This is a genomic window from Luteibacter sp. PvP120 (genome assembly GCF_054055715.1).
Window position 1 is genome coordinate 647,667 of sequence record NZ_JBSRXP010000002.1, and the last position, 19,160, is coordinate 666,826.

Here is a 19,160-nt window from a genome sequence, read left to right on the forward strand (position 1 = left end):
GCGTGCACCTTCATACCTATCGGTGGGAGAGAACAACCTCATGACGTCGTGCCCTGGTTCCGTTGGATCGGCAGGGCGCCGAAGGACTGGCTTACCGGCATCAGTTCGATCGCATTGATGTTGACGTGGGCTGGCAAGGTCGCCGCCCAGAACACGGCTTCGGCGACATCGTCCGGCGTGAGCGGCAGGGTTCCGTCGTAGACGGCGGCGGCACGCGCCTCGTCGCCACCGAAGCGAACGACCGAGAACTCCGACCCTCCGGCAAGGCCCGGTTCGATGTCGGTCACGCGTATGCCCGTGCCCGCCAGGTCGGCGCGCAGGTTGAGCGAGAACTGCCGGACGAACGCCTTGGTCGCGCCATAGACGTTACCGCCGGGATAGGGGTACGTCGCCGCGATGGAACCGATATTGATGACGTGTCCGCGGCGACGCGCCACCATGCCCGGCAGGATGGCGCGCGTGACGTACATGAGGCCCTTGACGTTGGTATCGACCATCGTCTCCCAGTCATCGGGGTCGGCGGCATGCGCGGGTTCGAGTCCCAGCGCCAGGCCGGCGTTGTTCACCAGCAGGTCGATGGATGCGAGCTCGGCAGGCAGGCTCGCCAACGCCGCATCGACGGCCAGCCGGTCACGGACATCCATCTGCAGGGGGTGGACCCGCTCCCGGCCCAGCTCGTCGGCAAGGGCATCGAGCCGGTCACGGCGTCGGCCCGCGGCGATCACCCGGTGTCCTGTGGACGCGAAGCGGCGCGCCATGGCGGCGCCAAACCCGGCGGTGGCGCCGGTCACGAGAACAATCATTGGAGTTTCCAGGATGTGGGGTGACTCCAGGCATTATGCCGGGACGACGCCTCGCCACGCATCCGCCGCTATCGTCACTTATCGGTTGAGCAGCGCCGATATTTCCGTCGCCGAGTCGGACGACTTCTTCGCCAGCTGCCGTACTTCCGAGGCGACGACCGCAAACCCGCGTCCCGACTCACCGGCATGTGCCGCCTCGATGGTCGCATTCAGGGACAGGATATGCGTCTGCATAGCGATACCGTTGATCACCTCGATGGCGTTGCGCACGCGCTCCAGCGTCGTGCGCTGGCTGGTCACGTCAGTGGCATACAGGATCAGCTTGGCGAACGTGCCGTCGATGGCAAAGATCGGGTTGATGGTGGCCTGGAGCCAAAGGTCGCGGCCGGCGGCATGCACCGCCAGTTCGGTGGAGATCGATTCGCCGGCGACCAGACGTGACCGACCCTCGCCACCCATGACCGCCCGGAAGATCGATGCCAGTGCCGCGCCCGCCTGGTCTGCCGTGTCCATGCCCAGGACGCCGAGCATCGTCGGACTGACGTCGAGCACCGTGCCGTCAGGCAACCAGTTGGCCGTGGCCGTGGATTTCCATATGGCGGCAAGGCGGGTTTCGTCTTCCTGCGCGCGAAGCCGCGTCTCGGTGACGTTGGCCTGCACCGAAATGAACTTGCGCAACTGCCCGTCCGCGCTGAAGATCGGATTGATCGACAGGGATATCCAGTACGGCGTGCCGTCCTTCGCGTAGTTGAGGATCTCTTCGTAGAACGGCTCACGCGCTTCCAGCTTGGCGCGGATACGACCGATCGTCACGGGGTCGGAATGCTTACCCTGAAGCAGTGGCCCTGGCTTCTTCCCGATCACGTCCAGGAAGGCATGGCCCGATAGTTTAGTGAAGCCGCTGTTGACGTATTCAATGCGGCCATCCGGCCCGGTGATGATGACCGAGTTGTCGGTTCCGTTCGCCACCAGCGACAGCAACTCGAAGCTTTGCCGCTGGGCTACCTGTGCCGTGATGTCGGTGGCGAACTTGACCACGCGCACTGGCATGCCATCCAGGCCCAGCACGGGTGTATACGTGGCCTGGATCCACACGTGCTTTCCCGTCTTGTGCACGCGCTTGAATTCCGCGACCTGGAACTCGCCCTGGCGCAGACGATTCCAAAAGGCGAGGTAGGCCGGACTATCGTGTTCCTGCGGATCGACGAACAGGCGATGATGCTTGCCCACCACCTCGTCCAGCCCGTAACCGAGCGCATCGAGGAAGTTGGCGTTCGCGGTGAGGATAGTGCCGTCCATCGCGAATTCGATCACCGCCTGCGATCGACCGATGGCGGTGATCTGGCTTTCACGGTGAAGGTCCATCAGTTTTCGCTGCGTGGTGTCCTGCGCGATCTTCACCACGGACACCGCGTTGCCCTTCTCATCCAGCACCGGGTTGTAGGTAGCCTGCAACCAGACCACGTCACCCTGCTTGGTCAACCGCGGGAATTCGGCCGCCTGGAATTCGCCTCGCCGCAGGCTATCCCAGAAAGCCGCGTACTCGGCACTCTGCGCCATGTCCGCCGCAACGAGCATCGAGTGATGTTTTCCCTCGATCTCGGACGCGGCATAGCCCATCAGATCGCAAAAACGTGCGTTCGCAGCAAGGATAGTGCCGTGCACGTCGAACTCGATGGCGGCTTGGGAGCGAAAAAGGGCGTCGAGCTTACGGGTGGCGTGGGACTTGAAGAGGGCGGCGAGGTTCCACACGGCGATGCCTTGGTCGGGATCTTTCGATAGAGTCCGGTGGCAAGCCAGAACCATGCCATGCAACGCGATGGCGTTACGGCGCGCCGCGGTGTGCCGGGATGCCCTTACCTCACCTAACGATATGACCTGAATTGGCATATTCGTCGAATAAAGGGCGGAGGTGAGCTAGTGCATGTAGCGCAGGAAATTACGCCTCATCGATGACCAAGCGAGGGGCATGAAGCCTGGAGACCGCTGGCATACTCGACGCCCCCTGGCTTCGTGCCGCTCGAGCAGAGAACGATCGATGTCGATAAAGCCCACCAAAGACATTCTCATCGCGGGCGGGGGTATTGCCGGCCTCGCGGCGTGGCGTGCACTCGAGCAGCACGGCGTGCGCTCGACGGTCATCGAGCGCCGGCTGCAGGCGGAGGATGGTGGCCTCGCCATCAACCTGCCGGGTAATGCCATCGCGGCGCTTGCCCGGCTGGGGCTGGGCGGGGGCATCGGTCGGATCGGCCATCCTGTGCGCCAGCGCGAATACCGCGCCGAGGACGATCGCCTGCTGGCCGCCATCGACGAGGACGCGTTCTGGGGCGAGGCGATGCGTCCCCGCGCCGTGCGCCGCGCCGATCTCATGGCGTTGCTGGGAGGGGGCATGCCGAGCGACCGTGGCCGGTTCGGCAGCGCCGTCACCGCGATCACGCCGGACGCGGACGCCGTGCACGTGCAACTGGCCACGGGTGAGGCTTTGTCCGGTTGCCTCTTGATCGGCGCGGACGGCGTTCATTCCACGGTGCGCGAATCGGTCATGGGCACCTCCGAAAGCCAGTCGGCGCTCATCGCCTCGGCCAGCTGGCGTTTCATGGCGCCGAACCCGGGTATCGATGGATGGACGTTCTGGACGGGCAAACGCGGAATGATCCTCTTGCTGCCCGTCGACGACGCGACCGTCTACGGCTGGGTAACCGTCAGCGAAGCCGACACGGCAGCCGACGACCATGAACACCTTCGACGCACGTTCGCCCGATTTCCGGAGAGAGCACGCAAGGCCCTCGACTGGGTTTTGTCGCATCCCGAGCACCTCTATCATTCGCCGCTCGAAGAAGTGCATGAGAGTCGCTGGCACGAAGGTCGGGTGACGCTCATCGGTGACGCTGCACACGCGACGGCACCGGTCTGGGCACAGGGCGCGGCATTGGCCATGGAAGACGGCCTTACGCTCGCCGCACTCATTGCGGGTGTCGACGATCCCGCGACCATCGGTGACCGCTTCCGCCAGGAGCGGATGCAGCGCGTCGCGCACGTGAAAGCGATGACCGATCGGTTGTCCAAGGCGGTGGGGCTTCCTTATGCGATTCGCCGCCTGACCATGCCGTTCATCGTGCCGCGCAGTTATCGGTCCACGTATGGACCGCTCAGGGATAGCCAGTGACATCGCTTCCATCGCCCGGCTGGGCAGCCACATGCAGGAGCATCGCACCATGATCGATCACCTGGATCACATCGTCCTTACCTGCACCGACCCGGAAGCGACGACGCATTTTTACGTTAACGTCTTGCGGATGAAGAAGGAAACGTTTCGCGGCGATCGCGTGGCGTTCCTGTTCGGGAACCAGAAGATCAACCTGCACGTGAAAGGCCATGAGTTTGAACCCAAGGCCCATTTACCCGTCCCGGGCGCGCTGGACTTGTGCTTCATGGCCAGCATCCCGCTCGATCAGGTCATTGCGCACTTGAACGCATCGATGTGGCCGATTGTCGAAGGCCCGGTCGAGCGGACCGGCGCGACGCAGAAGATCCGCTCCGTCTACGTTCGTGACCCGGACCTCAATCTCATCGAGATTTCGGAACCGATCGGCTAGATAAAAACACCTCCTGCCCGCGCATGCGCGTCGCAAAGTTGCTGTCGTAATCCTTACCACCATTCATCTGCTGGATCAGACTGATGATGTGTGCCGCTCGATCCGGGTGATGCAACTCCAGCCACTCGCGGAACAACTGCTTCAACTCGTGCGGCAAACGCACGCAGGTGTATCCGATCGAATTCGCACCCGCCGCACCGGCTTGCTCGCTGATGCGGTGCGCTCGCATGAAAAGGTATCTCGTATGCTCATCTCCGTACCAAGCCCCTGATGTCCATAAATGCCTTATAACAATACAAAGTGCACACCCCGAACAGCACTCCGGACATCGCGAAGCTGAACCAGCCGAATAGAATGAGATGATCGAAGCGAGTCCCGATACGCAGGAAACGAAGGTCTGCTCCATCTTTTCCCAAAAGGATGAGGAATCCAACTAATGCCAGCATAGGTATCGCTATGATGGTCATAAGTGAGTTCGGTACTCGGCCCCCACTTGAGAATCCTGAAGGAAGTGGGAACGCGAAACGAGCAATTATCCACGCAGTAGCTAGTGGAAGAACCGGCCAAGTGAAGAAGTAATAAATGGCTGCTTCGTCTCCGTACGACGCATACAACGCCCACCTCCTTGCCGGGACAAAGCGAGCCACTTCTAGGATGTCTCGCGACCACGATCTCCCGATGTCGTTTTCGTGGCACGCAATTGCAGCTATCGCTCCTATGGCGATAAAAAACAGCAAGGCGATGAACAGCATGCGTTCTGTAGACTTTGCACGCTTGGAGTACCTGGAAAGATCACCTTTCATGAAATAGCTCCGAGAGATGGACTTTTATGGCATCAGGAACGAAATAATTGAGTTGATGCACGCTTTTTCCTCAACGCCTACGTCTTTCCTGGATCGAACACAACGCGAGCCAGCGTTAGAGAATTTGGAGCTCGCGAAAGGCCGGCGCATCTCGCGATTGAACCTTGTATTCCGTTTTCGCCACGGCGATTTTCTGCAAGCTGGACATCGTGGGCTTTCCATCTAGACCTGGGTAGTCGTACCACGCGTAAATCACGTCTCCAAAATCGGCAGCCACCCTGATCGACCGCGACATGTGACAGGCGGAATCCAGGCATGCGTCACGCGGGATCTCCAGTGCAGTGCCCGTAACCGATGTGTAGACCCGATGTTCGCCGCCCCCTGCGAAGAGGTAGAAAGCAACCTGCACTATGTAGACTGGAGTGGATCGGATGATTGCCGTGACTAGAACGACGAGCGCGGCAAGTGCGAGCCTGATCGTATTCGCCCGGCCATTGTCTGCAGGTGCAAGGAGCGCAGTCATGGCCACTGAGAGTGCTGCCACGAGGAGAACCATCTTTCCATGGTAAACCGTCAATTCCCACCAGTGGTTGAGGCTTTCTCCTCGTGCAAAAACGACGTAAGGCGTCAGGGATCTTATCGACAGAAACAGAATAAACGCGACGCCGGTCATGGTGAAGGCGATCCCTAGCAACGTCATGAGCGCATAGAACGGTTGCATTCGCCGACCGACTCCGCAGCTACGCAGGAGGAACCAGGTCACGACCGAAGGCGAGACGCCACCTATCCAAAGCCACCAGACGCCGTCGCGCCAAGGCCAGTACCAGGCCGCAGTCACGCCAACAAAGCAGGGAACCGTATAGGTCAGCGCGAGCCAATAGATCGGCCGACGCGCATCTGGAAGAACTTTCTTGTGCCTCCACGAAAGCGATCGCCGTCGCATGGCGCTGAGGATCACTCGCGAAATCTCACTTCGAAAGGGCAGCCAGATGGCTAGCCAGAAAGTGAACCAGGAGAAGGCGATCGACAGTAGGCCGATCAGTGCGACGGCGATGAGCATATGTGACGACGCGCCCACGAAGGCAACGAGCGAAATGTGCGTCCCATCTAGGTAGAGCCAGAGAAAGGTGATGCCGGCGAGCGGCGCGAATGCCGCAAGCTTCAGATAGATCGACCACGCTTTGTCCATAACTGCCGTCCATCTTCCTTGTCAGGCCTCTATATCGGCGGACACACGCGCTGCTTTAGTTTTGCCTATCGGTGTATACCTATATATCAGCCGGGAGGCATCGACCTCACAGCCAGCGGACTAAAAATGTAGTGCTGCCGTCCGCGCTTGCGGGGATCAATTCATAGGGCGCGCATGACAATCTTGCACGATGTCAGGTGCGGCGTCCGCAGCGGCTACAGTTGAACAAAGCCGACGAGCACGTCCTGTTAGTCAGCGTTAGGTCCGCCGTGACTCGACATCGATAATAAGCAATTCACCTTTTATTCCGCGATCTTGAAGGTAGCCTCCCATGATTCGGTTGGTCGTGGCTGTCCTTGGGATTATTCGCAGATGGCCCATACTATTTCTCCAATGCTTGACGATGCGAAAGAGGGAACCGTTGTGCCGAGGAGCGTCCTTCAACCTTCACTCAGAACAATTCCCCCTGCGGCGAATGCACCCGCGGCGGCACGAACCGCGACGTATCCAACACCGTATCCCAAGCCCGGTGGAGCCCCGCCTTCCGCGTCGCCACCTGCACCCGCTTGCGAATGATGTCCGCAAACACTCCCTGCCCGCGCATGCGCGTCGCAAAGTTCGAGTCGTAATCCTTCCCACCATTCATCTGCTGAATCAGGCTGATGATGTGCGCCGCCCGATCCGGGTAGTGCAACTCCAGCCACTCGCGAAACAACTGCTTCAACTCATGCGGCAAACGCACGCAGGTATACCCGATCGAATTCGCACCCGCGGCACCGGCTTGCTCGATGATCGCCTCGACGTCCTTCTCGTTGAGCGCCGGAATGATCGGCGCCACCAGCACCCCCACCGGCACGCCGGCATCGCGCAGCGTCTTCACCGCCTGCATCCGTCGATGCGGCGCACTCGCGCGCGGCTCCAGCTTCGACGCCAGCTTGTTGTCCAGCGAGTTGATCGAGATGAACACCTGCACCAGCTTGCGCTCGGCCATGGGCACGAGGATGTCCAGGTCGCGTTCGATCAACGCGTTCTTGGTGACGATGGTGCAGGGGTGGTTGCACTCGTTGAGCAGCGCGAGGGCCGCGCGGGTGAGCCGCCAGGTTTTCTCGATCGGCTGGTACGGGTCGGTATTGCTGCCGATGTTGATTGGCTGGCAGGTGTAGTTCTTGCGCGCCAGCTCGTGGCGGAGCACGTCGGCCAGGTTGCTCTTGGCGAACAGCTTGGTCTCGAAATCCAGGCCCGCCGACAGGTTGAGGTAACCGTGCGACGGCCGGGCGTAGCAGTAGATGCAGCCGTGCTCGCAACCCCGGTAGGGATTGGTGGCGCGGTCGAACCCGATGTCCGGGGAGTCGTTGCGCGTAATGACGCTGCGGGCCAACTCCTCGCGTACCTCGGTGACCGGGCGCCGAGCTTCCTCCTCGCGCGCCCAGCCGTCGTCTTCGGCGTGGTAGCGCACGGACTCGAACCGGCCTTCCGGGTTGGAGGCGGCGCCGCGGCCTTTGTGCTTGTGGAACAGGGGGATAGGGCTCGACATGCGTACAAATGTACGCCACTTCGATCTCAAAAGTCGGGATACCGGTCGCAGAATGCCGAATGCGGGCCAAGGTCGGGCGGGGCTGCCAGGCCACCGCCCGCCAGACCGTCAATCCTCCAACGGCACATCCTTGGTCTCGCGCACGAAGAACAACCCGATCACGAAGGTCATCAGGGCCACGGCCACCGGATACCACAGGCCGTAGTAGATATCCCCCTTCCACGCCACCAGCATGAAGCCGATGGTGGGCACGAAGCCGCCAAACCAGCCATTGCCGATGTGGTACGGCAGGCTCATGGACGTGTAGCGGATGCGCGTCGGGAACATCTCCACCAGCCACGCGGCGATGGGCCCGTAGACCATCGTGACGTAGAGCACCAGGATCGCCAGCAGGAGCACCAGCATCGGATAGTTCGCCTGTGCGGGGTCGGCCTTCTCGGGGTAGCCCGCCGTCTTCACCTGGGCGGCGACCTTCGCGGTGAACGCCTTGCTCTGCTCGGTGAAGGCCGCCTTGTCCAGGCTGCCACCCTCGAACGATTCGATCACCGCGTCGCCGATCTTCACTGTGGCCAGCGTGCCCGCGGGTGCGGCGGCGTTGGTATACGGAATGCCCTTCTTCGCCAGCACGCTCTTGGCGACATCGCACGAGCTGGTGAAGGTTTTCTTGCCGACCGGGTCGAACTGGAAGGTGCAGGCTTCCGGATCGGCGGTGACGACGACCGGTGCGGCCGCAGCGGCGGCTTCCACGGCGGGATTGCCGAAGTGGGTCAGGCCCTTGAAGATCGGGAACATCGTCAGTGCCGCGATCAGGCAACCGGCCAGCACCACCGGCTTGCGGCCGATGCGGTCGGACAGCCAGCCGAAGAAAACGAAGAAGGGCGTGCCGATCAGCAACGCGCCGGCGATCAGCAGGTTGGCCGTGGTGCCGTCGATCTTCAGGCTTTGCGTCAGGAAATACAGCGAATAGAACTGGCCCGTGTACCAGACCACGGCCTGGCCGGCGGTGGCGCCGAACAGTGCCAGGATCACCAGCCGCAGGTTCTTCCATTGGCCGAAGGCTTCGGTCAGCGGCGCCTTCGACTGCTTGCCCTCGGCTTTCATCTGCTGGAACACCGGCGACTCGTGCAGTTGCAGGCGGATGTACACCGATACGCCGACCAACACCGCGGAAAGCAGGAACGGAATGCGCCAGCCCCAGGCTTCGAACGCCTCGGTGCCCAGGCCCAGTCGCGTGCCGAGGATGACCAGCAGCGAGAGGAACAGGCCGAACGTGGCGGTGATCTGAATGAAGCTGGTGTACAGCCCGCGCTTGCCCGGCGGCGCATGTTCCGCCACATAGGTCGCCGCACCACCGTATTCACCACCCAGGGCCAGGCCCTGCAACAGGCGCAGCAGGATGAGCAGCACGGGCGCGGCCACGCCCATCGTCGAATACCCGGGCAACACGCCGACCAGGAACGTCGAGGTGCCCATGATCAGGATGGTGATGAGGAAGGTGTACTTGCGCCCGATCAGGTCGCCGATGCGACCGAACACGATGGCACCGAACGGCCGCACGGCAAAGCCGGCCGCGAACGCAAGCAGGGCGAAGATGAACTGGCTGGTCTCGTTCAACCCCGTGAAGAACTGCTTGCCGATCAGCGCCGCCAGCGAGCCGTACAGGTAGAAGTCGTACCACTCGAACACGGTGCCCAGGCTGGACGCGAAGATCACGCGCCGGTGGCTGGTGCCGATGCTGCCGTCGGCACGCGGGCCGCTTGCGGTAGTCGCCATGTCGCTCCCCTTAGAACCGGTAGTTGCCGTTGAGCGTGAGTTCGTTGCCGGCGGTTTTCTGCCGGCCCAGGCCGTTGGTGGTGGTCGAGTCGAGGTTGGCGTGGATCCACTCCACGCTGAAGTCGAACGGGCCCGTGGTGTACTGCAGGCTGGCCGCTTTCTGGCGGCTCTTCAGCAGGCCGGGGGTGTTCGCCGCGCGCCAGCGCAGCACGTCGTTCTCGTCGGGCTTGCTGACCGAGGCGAAGGCATACACCGTCCAGTGCGGATCGAACTTGTAGCCCGCCTGCAGGTAGCCGCCCTTGTCCTTGATGTCGCCGAACTGCGAGAGGTCGCCGAACAGTTCGCCGATCGCATTGCCGGTGTACACCACGCTCTTGAAGATGAACTTGCCGGGCGTCCACAGGCCGCCCAGTTCCACCGCCGTGCTCTTCAGGTTGCTCTTGATCGGCGTGGCGGTAAGGCCATCCACGCCGTGCAGGTCCACCTTGCTGTAGTGGCCGGCCACGAAGGCCTGCCAGTTGCCGCCCTTGGCGGTGAGGCGGGCTTCCACCTGCGGCTTGAAGCCCGCGTTGCCGGCGGTCTGGTAATTGGTGGTCGCGTTGGCACCGGGGCCGTTCCAGCTGCCCTGCAGCACGGCCATGTCGAAGCGCCACTTGGTGCCTTCGGAACCGTGATTGAGTTCCTGCATCCAGATGGCCCCGGGGAAGCGCCAGCCGATCACGCCGCTGCCGTAGCCCAGCGGAAACGCGATATGCGACAGCGACTGCGGGATGTAATCGAGCGGGAACATCAGGTCCCACATCTGGCCGATGCGGAACGTGGTGCCGGTGCTGGCGTTGGCGATGTCCATGTACGCCTGGCGCATGCGCAGTTCCGGCTGCGAGCCGGCATAAGCGCCGGTGCCGTTGAAGCCGCCGAAGAAATCCATCTCTAGGCGACCGCTACCGGCCCAGTTCTCGTTGAACTTCGCCCCGGTGAAGTCCAGCCAGAAGCGCGTGTTGCGCACGTCCACGCCGCTGACACGGCCATCGGCGCGATTGGCGCCACCGGCCGGGATCGGATACTCCGAGTTGGCGCCGTTGCCGTAGGTATACGCCTTGTTCTGGGTGAAAGCGCTGGCGTTGATGAAGCCGTGCAGCGCCAGCGACACACCGGGCGCGGTGCCCGTGGTGAAAGCCGGCTTGGCCGGGACGGTGGCGACCACCTTCTCGACCTTGGCCACTTTCTCCTCGGTCTGCTGCGATTGCGCTTGCGCCGCCTGGGCCGTGGTCGCGGCCTCCGTGGTCTGCGTCTTTTGCTCCTGGATCATCGCCTTCAGTTCCGCCAGCTGCTGCTCGAGCTGGTTGACCCGCGACTCCAGCGCCGCCTCGCGGCTCGTGGTTTTCTTCGATCGCGACTGGGCGTGGGCGAGGTCCGGGACCGCCACCATCGGCAGCATGAGGGCACAGGCGACACTGAGGGCGATGGCCTTGCGGCCACCGTAGCGGTTCGTCTTCATCATGGTCTCCCCAACCATTGGCAGCGCGAGCATGTGGCCGTTCCAGCCGGGGTTCCATTCGCCAAAGGTCGAAACTCGACCAAAGTCGTAGCCGGTGCGACCCATCGGGTCGCGTGGCGGGGATAAACTTCCCCTCATAGCCCCAACGCCGTCCTTAGAGGAGCACGCATGTCCGACATCCATCCCGTCGATCCCACCTTCGCCGCCACCGCGCGCGTCGGCAAGGCCGACTACGAGGCCAACTACGCCCGCTCCGTGCAGGATCCGGAAGGCTTCTGGAAGGACATGGCCACGCGGATCGACTGGATCGTGCCGCCGACGAAAATCAAGGATGTCTCGTTCGACCCGGCCGACCTGCACATCCGCTGGTACGAGGATGGCCAGCTCAACGTATCCGCCAACTGCCTCGACCGGCACCTGGCGACGCGCGGCGACAAGACCGCCATCATCTTCGAGGGTGACGACCCCGGCGAGTCGCGCAGCCTGACCTACCGCGAGCTGCACACCGAGGTATGCAAGTTCGCCAACACGCTGAAGAACCTGGGCGTGGCCAAGGGCGACCGCGTGCTGATCTACCTGCCGATGATTCCCGAAGCGGCCGTGGCCATGCTGGCCTGCGCACGCATCGGTGCCGTGCACTCGGTGGTGTTCGGCGGTTTCTCGCCCGATTCCGTGGCGGCACGCATCGCGGACTCCGGTGCCAAGCTGGTCATCACCGCCGACGAGGGGTGTCGCGGCGGCAAGAAGATCCCGCTCAAGGCGAACGTGGACGAATCGCTGAACCGCCCGAATACCAACAGCGTGCATACCGTGGTGGTGGTGCGACGCACCGGTGGCGCCATCAACATGCAGTCGCCGCGCGACCGCTGGTACCACACGCTGATGGAAGGCCAGTCCGCGGAATGCGCGTACGAGGCGATGAACGCGGAAGATCCGCTGTTCACCCTCTACACCTCCGGCTCCACGGGCCAGCCCAAGGGCGTGCTGCACACCAGTGCGGGTTACCTGGTCTATACCAGCCTCACGCACGAGCTGACCTTCGACCTGCGCGAGGACGACATCTACTGGTGCACAGCCGATGTGGGCTGGATCACCGGCCACAGCTACGTCGTGTATGGCCCGCTGGCCAACGGCGCCACCGTGGTGATGTTCGACGGCGTGCCCAACTACCCGGACTTCAGCCGCTTCTGGCAGGTGGTCGACAAGCACAAGGTAACGCTGTTCTACACCGCGCCCACGGCCATCCGCGCGCTGATGCGCGAGGGCGACGAGCCGGTAAAGAAGACCTCGCGCAAGAGCCTGCGCGTGCTGGGCACAGTGGGTGAGCCGATCAACCCGGAGGCCTGGAACTGGTACCACCGCGTGGTGGGCGAATCGCGCTGCCCCATCGTCGATACCTGGTGGCAGACCGAGACCGGCGGCTTCATGATCACGCCGCTGCCCGGCGCCACCCCGCTCAAGCCCGGCTCCGCCACCACGCCGTTCTACGGCATCGTGCCGGCCATCGTCGATGCCGAGGGACGGCCGCAGGAAGGCGCCGCCAGCGGCAACCTGGTGATCACCGATTCATGGCCGGGCCAGATGCGCACGGTGTATGGCGACCACCAGCGCTTCATCGACACCTATTTCAAGACCTATCCCGGCAACTACTTCACCGGTGACGGCGCCCGTCGCGACGACGACGGTTACTACTGGATCACCGGTCGCGTGGACGACGTGATCAACGTATCCGGTCATCGCATCGGCACCGCCGAGGTGGAGAGCGCGCTGGTGTCGCATGCCAAGGTCGCCGAGGCGGCCGTGGTCGGCTGCGCCCACGACATCAAGGGCCAGGGCATCTATGCCTTCGTCACGCTGAAGGCGGGGGAGACCGGCAGCGACGAGCTGGCGAAGGAGCTGGTGGCCGCGGTGCGTAAGGAGATCGGCCCGATCGCCGCACCGGATCACCTGCAGTGGGCACCGGGCCTGCCGAAGACGCGGTCGGGCAAGATCATGCGGCGCATCCTGCGCAAGATCGCCGAGAACCAGCCCGACCAGCTGGGCGATGTGTCCACGCTGGCAGACCCGGGCGTCGTGCAGAACCTGGTCGACCAGCGGTTGATCCGGTGATGCCCGGCCACCCGTGTCGTCGCGATCGCTGATGGCCGACGTCCTCATCGCCGACGACCATCCGCTGTTCCGCGACGCCCTGCAGCGCGCGGTGCTGGCGGCGCTGCCGGATGCCGTCGTGCATACAGCGGATAGCGTGCCGGCGCTGTTCGCGCTGATCGAATCGCTGCCGGACGCGGACCTGCTGTTGATGGACCTGCATATGCCGGGCGCACGCGGCTATTCCGCGCTGGCGCATATCCGCGGCCAATACCCCGGGCTGCCCACGCTGGTGGTTTCGGGACATGAGGAAGCGCAGGTGGCGCGTCGTGCCCTGGGGCACGGTGCGTCGGCCTACATACCAAAATCGGCGTCGGTGGAACAGATCGTGGAAGCGGTGCGTACCGTGCTGGACGGCGACGTGTGGCTGCCGCACCAGCTGGTCGGCGGCAACGTGGAGCTCAAGCCCGACGAGGCGGCCGTCGCCGCGCGCGTGGCGTCACTCACGCCGCAACAGTTCCGCGTGCTCGGCATGATCGCCGAGGGCTTGCTCAACAAGCAGATTGCCTACGACCTGGGTGTCTCCGAGGCCACGGTAAAGGCGCACATGACGGCGATCATGCGCAAACTCGGCGTGTCCAACCGCACGCAGGTCGCCCTGGCGGCAAGCCATCTGGACGTGGACAAGGAAGCCTTTCCGGGAAATACCGCGGAACCCTGAGACGCGGCGGGGCCAGGCAACCGGCTTGGCTTCGGCTCACGCCGCGCCGGTACCCGTACCTACGCGTTTCGCCAGCGCTACCAGCAGCGCGCGCAGCGCGGCCGGCCGCACCGGCTTATGCAGCACCGGATAACCCAGCGTGCGTGCACGCTGCTTCAGCGCTGTGCTGCCGTCGGCCGTGACCAGGGCCGCGGGCGGCATCGGCACGATGGTCGTGCCGATGTGTTGCAGGGCGTCCACGCCATCCATGCCTTCGCCCAGGTGATAGTCGGCGAGGATGAGATCGACGTGCGTGGTCGAGAGCACCGCCAGCGCCGCGGGTACGTCGATGGCCACGCGGCAATCCACGCCCCAGCGGCCCAGCAGGGCCTGCATGCCCTCCAGGATGGTGTCGTCGTTGTCGAGGCACAGCACCGTCAGCGGCAGCTGCTCGCCGCCGGGACGCGCCATCGTCGGCGCGCGCTTGCGCGATACCGCCGCCGTTCGCGGCACAGTGATGCTGAAGCAGCTGCCGCGCCCGACCCGCGAGCGCAGTCCCAGTATATGGCCGAGGATGCCGGCCAGGCGCTCGCAGATCGACAGCCCCAGGCCGAGGCCTTTTTCGCCCCACGGCGATGGACGCTCCAGCCGCTGGAACTCGCCGAAGATGCGTGCCTGCTGCTCCTGCGCGATACCGGGTCCGGTATCCCACACCTCGATGCGCAGGTGGTCGCCCTCGTGGCGCACGCCCAGCAGGACGCCACCGGTGCGCGTGTAACGCAACGCGTTGGACAGGAAGTTGGCGACGATACGGCGCAGCAACTGCGCATCCGAGCGCACGGAGAGCGATGATGGCACCACGTGCAGCGTAAGGCCGCGCTGTTCGGCCACCACGGCGAACTGCTGCTTCAGCGAATCGAACAGGTCCGCGAGGGCAAAGGGGAGTACCTCGGGCCGGTAGCTGCCGGCATCCAGGCGCGAGACGTCCAGCAAGGCGTCGAGCAGGTCCTCGGCCGCGCGGAACGATGCGTCGATGCGTTCGGCCAGGCCGGCCGCTTCCGTGTCCAGGCCGGGATGTTGGCGCAGCGCCGAGGTGAACAAGCGGGCGGCGTTCAGCGGTTGCAACAGGTCGTGGCTGGCGGCGGCGAGAAAGCGTGTCTTCGACGCATTGGCCGCTTCCGCGTCGCGTCGCGCCATCGCCGTGGCGTTCAACGCTTCCGACAGCTCGGCCGTGCGCACCTCCACCCGTTGTTCCAGGGTTTCGTTCGCATCGATCAGCGCCTGCTCCACGGTCTTGTACGCGGTGACGTCGGTGAACGTGGTGACGAAGCCGCCGCCGGGCAGAGCGCGCCCGCGCATCTCGATCACGGTGCCGTCGGGGCGTACGCGCGAGAACACGTGCGGCGAACCGGCACGCATGTAGCGGATACGCTTGGCGACATGCTCGTCCACCTCACCGGGCCCGCATTCGCCGAGCTCGGCGTTCCAGCGGATCAGGTCCGCCACGGGCAGGCCGACGTAGACCATGCCCTCGGGATAGTCGAACAACTCCATGTAGCGGCGATTCCAGGCCACCAGGCGCATGTCGCCGTCCACCACGCTGATGCCTTGCGAGACGTTTTCCAGGGTCGTGGACAGCAGTTCGCGGTTGAAGCGCAGCTCCTGCGAGGCTTCGTCGAGCAACGCCATGGCCTCGGCGATGTCCAGTCCGGTACCGGACAGCGCGCCCATCAGGATGCGTCGTGCGCTGGCCGCGCCCACGGCGCTCGCCAACAGGCGTTCGGTGAACTGGATCAACGGACGGTCCGCGGCATCCGACGACACCAGTGCTACACCATGGCGCTCGCCGTATTCATGGAACGCACGCGCGGTGACCCGCTCGCCGACGATACGGCCGGCGATGGTGCCCAGGTCGCGCACGGTGACGCGACCGCGCCAGTCGCCGGCGCCGCCGGCGCTGCGCACGAAGGGATCGACGAACAGCGCGGCGTGCAGCCGCTCGGCCACGCTGGGTCGAAAACGCAGGGAGATGAAGACCAGGCAGCCGACGTTGGTCAGCAGCGACCAGAAGGTGCCGTGTGTCACCGGCTCCCAGCCGGTCAGGTGGAACAACTCGGTGGGTTTCAGCCAGGCGATGCCGAACGGGCCATCCTGCATCCATGAGGTACCAATCCATCCTGCACGCGTCATGGCCGGTAGCAGCAGCGTATAGGCCCATACGGCGAAGCCGGCCAGCAGGCCCACCTGCACGCCGCTGCGGCTGGCACCGCGCCAGTACAGGGCGGAGACGATAGCCGGCGCGAACTGCGCCACCGCGGCGAAGGAGAGCAGGCCGGTAGCGGCAAGGTTTTCCGCGTCCGCGATGATGCGGTAGTACACGTACGCCATGGCGGCCAGGCCGACGATCGCGATGCGTCGGATCAGCAGCACGGTGCTGGACAGGTCCGCGCGCTTTTCCAGGTCCAGGCGACGGATGCGCAACAGCATCGGCATGACCAGGTCGTTGCTGATCATCGTGGCGAGCGCCACCGCCGCGACGATCACCATGCCGGTGGCCGCGGAGAAGCCGCCGATGAAGGCGAGCAGGGCCATGCCCGTATCGCCGTGTGCGAGCGGCAGGTTCAGTACCCACGCATCCACGTGGCCACCGGTCACCTGCGGCAGGCCCAGGCCGGCGCTGACGATCGGCAGCACGGCGAGCGAGATCAGCACCATGTAGATCGGGAACAGCCAGCGGGCCCGGCGCAGGTCGCGCGGGTCCTCACACTCCACCACGCCGATCTGGAACTGGCGCGGCAGGCAGAACATGGCGCAGAAGGCGAGCAGGGTCTGTGCGACGAACCCGGGCGGCATGCTGCCTTTCTCGATCTGCTGGAGCGGCGCCCGCAGCGTTTCCTGCAGGCCGGGGCCATGTCGCCAGGCGTAGATGCCGATGGCGACGAAGGCCAGCAGCTTGACCAGCGACTCCGCCGCCACGGCCAGCATCATGCCGTGGTGGTGTTCGGTGGCATCGATGGTGCGCGTACCGAACAGGATCGCGAAGACGGCGAGCAGGGCGGCGCACCACAGGGCCGTGTCACCGAACCACCACGCGGAGTTACCGGCGCCGAGCACGGCGAACGACATCGCCACGGCTTTGAACTGCAGCGCGATGTACGGAATGATCGCGACCACGGCGATCACGGCCACCAGCGCCGCCAGGCCGTGCGACTTGCCGAAGCGCGCAGCGATGAAATCGGCGATCGAGGTGATGTTGCGCTCCCGGGCCACCAGCACCAGGCGCTCGAGCAGGCCGAAGCCCAGCACGAACAGCAGCAGCGGTCCCAGGTAGATCGGCAGGTAGGCCAGCCCGGAACGCGCCGCCGTGCCGACCGCGCCGTAGAACGTCCACGACGAGCAATACACCGCCAGCGCCAGGCTGTAGACCAGCGGACGCAGACGGGGTTGCCGCGGATACAACGGCCGACGGTCGCCCGCGTAGGCGATGACGAACAGCAGCCCCACGTAGAGCAGCGCCACCAGCAGCAGAAGCCATCCTGCGATCACGTCATCTCGCTCCCCCTTCGACAGCGTTTCGATTCTAAGGCACGCGGGCGCACTTGCCGTCGTTGCCGTTCCCACGCAGCATCGTCACCATGCCCCAGTTCCCACCCATTCCGCCGCTTGCGGACAACGACATCCACGTCTGGCACACACCGTGGCCCGGCGGCAAAGGGGAGACCCACTTCGCGGCGCTCGTCGCGGCATACGCCGGCCCCGGCGCGCCGGACATCGTTCGCGGCGACCAGGGCAAGCCCCGGCTACCGCCGCCTTTCGACGGCCTCGGCTTCAGCTGGTCGCACAGCGGCGATGTCGCGGTGCTGGCCATCGGCCGGGGCCCTGCGGGATTCCTGCTGGGCGTGGACGTGGAGACGGAGCGCCCACGGGCCCGGGCCCTGGAGCTGGCGCGTCGCTTTTTCGCGGCGGACGAGGCCGCCTGGCTGGAAAGCCTTCCCGAGGATGGACGCGTAGCCGGCTTCCTTGCTTTGTGGACTGCCAAGGAAGCCGTGCTGAAGGCCCATGGTGGCGGGCTGTCCTACGGTCTGCACCGTGCCGCGTTCACGATCCGCGGGGACCAGGCGCTGCCGCTCGTCTTCGATGGCGACCTCGGCCCGGCCGACGCGTGGCAGGTGCGACCACTGGCGCTGGGCGAGGGACGGCGGGGCGCGGTGGCCTGGCGTGGTGGTGAACGCCGGGTCCACGTCTTCACATCTTCGCTTTGAACCTTTTCGGCGTCGGCCGTGTCTCAGTTACGTGTGTGTGTGAGCCGTGGAGTGCGCCACAGGGAGGTGGCGCGTTATGCTGGGAAGACAGTCATTACGCACGTCGCGAAGGTGGCGTGCGTTTTTTTTGGACCGTCGATGACCCTACTCAGCGTCAACCTCAACAAGATCGCCGTGCTGCGCAACTCGCGCGGCGGCAGCGAGCCCTCGATCGCCAAGGCCGCGCACACCTGCATCGATGTGGGCTGCGGCGGTATCACCGTGCATCCCCGGCCCGACATGCGCCACGTTACCCCGGCGGATGTCCGTGTCATTGCCGGCCTGCTGCGCGGGCGCGTGGAATACAACATCGAGGGCAATCCCTTTGCGGCGGCACGCGGCGCCTATCCCGGCCTGCTGGAACTGGCACGGGAAGTACGCCCCACCCAGGTGACGCTGGTGCCCGACGGCGACGGCCAGATCACCTCCGATCACGGTTTCGATCTCACGGCCGACATCGAGACACTCCGCCCCGTGGTGGCTGCGTTTCGTGAGTTGGGTTGCCGCGTCAGCGTGTTCGTCAACGTCGGTGGCGCCGGGTTTGCGGAGGCCAGGGCTATCGGTGTGGAGCGTGTCGAGTTGTATACAGGGCCTTACGCGGAGGCCTTCGAGCAGGGCGACGCGCGGCGCGAGCTGGCCGCGTTCGCCGACACCGCCCAGCGTGCGCAACAGGCGGGGTTGGCCGTGAATGCCGGCCACGATCTCAGCCAGGCCAACCTGGGCACGTTCAAGTCGGCCATCCCGGGGCTGGCGGAGGTGTCGATCGGCCATGCCCTGATCGGCGAGGCCTTGTACGACGGCCTGTCGCGAACGGTACGCGCCTACCTCGATATCCTCTCGTAAAAAAACCCCGCCGTGAGGCGGGGTTTTTCGTC

Annotated in this window: 13 protein-coding genes and 2 pseudogenes; 6 read left to right on the forward strand and 9 right to left on the reverse strand. The window is 64.5% G+C overall.

All coding sequences use genetic code 11. From position 1 onward, the window contains the following. Positions 1-38: 38 nt before the first annotated feature. Together ACVKN3_RS06740 and ACVKN3_RS06745 are read right to left on the reverse strand one after the other, a co-directional pair. The gene (locus ACVKN3_RS06740) at positions 39-803 is read right to left on the reverse strand and encodes an SDR family NAD(P)-dependent oxidoreductase (protein WP_354515720.1); all 765 of its coding nucleotides are present in this window, start codon (positions 801-803) and stop codon (positions 39-41) included. Positions 804-887: 84 nt separating this feature from the next. Then, positions 888-2,555 (reverse strand): annotated as a pseudogene (locus ACVKN3_RS06745) (methyl-accepting chemotaxis protein); the annotation flags it as partial. 286 nt (positions 2,556-2,841) lie between these two features. On the opposite strand from ACVKN3_RS06745, the gene ACVKN3_RS06750 reads away from it, so the two are divergent. Both ACVKN3_RS06750 and ACVKN3_RS06755 read left to right on the forward strand, forming a co-directional pair. Continuing rightward, positions 2,842-3,969, forward strand: a complete 1,128-nt coding sequence (locus ACVKN3_RS06750) for an FAD-dependent monooxygenase (protein ID WP_354515716.1) — start codon at positions 2,842-2,844, stop codon at positions 3,967-3,969. Between the two features lie 49 nt (positions 3,970-4,018). Then, complete coding sequence (locus tag ACVKN3_RS06755; protein ID WP_354515714.1) at positions 4,019-4,399, forward strand: VOC family protein; 381 nt, start codon at positions 4,019-4,021, stop codon at positions 4,397-4,399. A gap of 4 nt (positions 4,400-4,403) precedes the next feature. Here ACVKN3_RS06755 and ACVKN3_RS06760 read toward each other — a convergent pair. From ACVKN3_RS06760 to ACVKN3_RS06785, 6 genes and pseudogenes are all read right to left on the reverse strand, one after another. Continuing rightward, positions 4,404-4,616 (reverse strand): annotated as a pseudogene (locus ACVKN3_RS06760) (PA0069 family radical SAM protein); the annotation flags it as partial. Between the two features lie 31 nt (positions 4,617-4,647). After that, positions 4,648-5,202: a hypothetical protein gene (locus ACVKN3_RS06765; protein ID WP_354515712.1), complete on the reverse strand. Its 555-nt coding sequence runs from the start codon at positions 5,200-5,202 to the stop codon at positions 4,648-4,650. Between the two features lie 115 nt (positions 5,203-5,317). Next, positions 5,318-6,391 carry a hypothetical protein gene (locus tag ACVKN3_RS06770; RefSeq protein WP_354515710.1) on the reverse strand — a complete coding sequence of 358 codons (1,074 nt, stop codon included), beginning with the start codon at positions 6,389-6,391 and terminating at the stop codon, positions 5,318-5,320. Between the two features lie 451 nt (positions 6,392-6,842). Beyond that, entirely contained in the window at positions 6,843-7,925 is a 1,083-nt protein-coding gene (locus tag ACVKN3_RS06775) for a PA0069 family radical SAM protein (RefSeq protein ID WP_354515708.1), read from the reverse strand. Between the two features lie 108 nt (positions 7,926-8,033). Continuing rightward, positions 8,034-9,698, reverse strand: coding sequence for an MFS transporter (locus tag ACVKN3_RS06780; protein ID WP_354515706.1), 1,665 nt, complete (start codon positions 9,696-9,698; stop codon positions 8,034-8,036). Positions 9,699-9,708: 10 nt separating this feature from the next. After that, positions 9,709-11,199, reverse strand: a complete 1,491-nt coding sequence (locus ACVKN3_RS06785; protein WP_285403451.1) for a hypothetical protein — start codon at positions 11,197-11,199, stop codon at positions 9,709-9,711. A 165-nt stretch (positions 11,200-11,364) separates the two neighbouring features. Here ACVKN3_RS06785 and acs point away from each other — a divergent pair, with 165 nt between their 5' ends. Together acs and ACVKN3_RS06795 are read left to right on the forward strand one after the other, a co-directional pair. Beyond that, the gene (gene acs, locus ACVKN3_RS06790; protein WP_354515704.1) at positions 11,365-13,305 is read left to right on the forward strand and encodes an acetate--CoA ligase; all 1,941 of its coding nucleotides are present in this window, start codon (positions 11,365-11,367) and stop codon (positions 13,303-13,305) included. A gap of 31 nt (positions 13,306-13,336) precedes the next feature. Then, on the forward strand, positions 13,337-14,005 hold the full coding sequence (locus tag ACVKN3_RS06795) for a response regulator transcription factor (protein ID WP_036138653.1): 669 nt from the start codon (positions 13,337-13,339) through the stop codon (positions 14,003-14,005). Positions 14,006-14,041: 36 nt separating this feature from the next. Here the strand turns inward: ACVKN3_RS06795 and ACVKN3_RS06800 are convergent, their stop codons facing one another. Next, positions 14,042-17,530 carry a hybrid sensor histidine kinase/response regulator gene (locus tag ACVKN3_RS06800; RefSeq protein ID WP_354515701.1) on the reverse strand — a complete coding sequence of 1,163 codons (3,489 nt, stop codon included), beginning with the start codon at positions 17,528-17,530 and terminating at the stop codon, positions 14,042-14,044. A gap of 89 nt (positions 17,531-17,619) precedes the next feature. Here ACVKN3_RS06800 and ACVKN3_RS06805 point away from each other — a divergent pair, with 89 nt between their 5' ends. Both ACVKN3_RS06805 and ACVKN3_RS06810 read left to right on the forward strand, forming a co-directional pair. Further along, positions 17,620-18,246, forward strand: a complete 627-nt coding sequence (locus ACVKN3_RS06805) for a 4'-phosphopantetheinyl transferase family protein (protein ID WP_354515699.1) — start codon at positions 17,620-17,622, stop codon at positions 18,244-18,246. 138 nt (positions 18,247-18,384) lie between these two features. Continuing rightward, positions 18,385-19,128, forward strand: coding sequence for a pyridoxine 5'-phosphate synthase (locus ACVKN3_RS06810; RefSeq protein ID WP_354515697.1), 744 nt, complete (start codon positions 18,385-18,387; stop codon positions 19,126-19,128). The last annotated feature ends 32 nt before the right edge of the window (positions 19,129-19,160 follow it).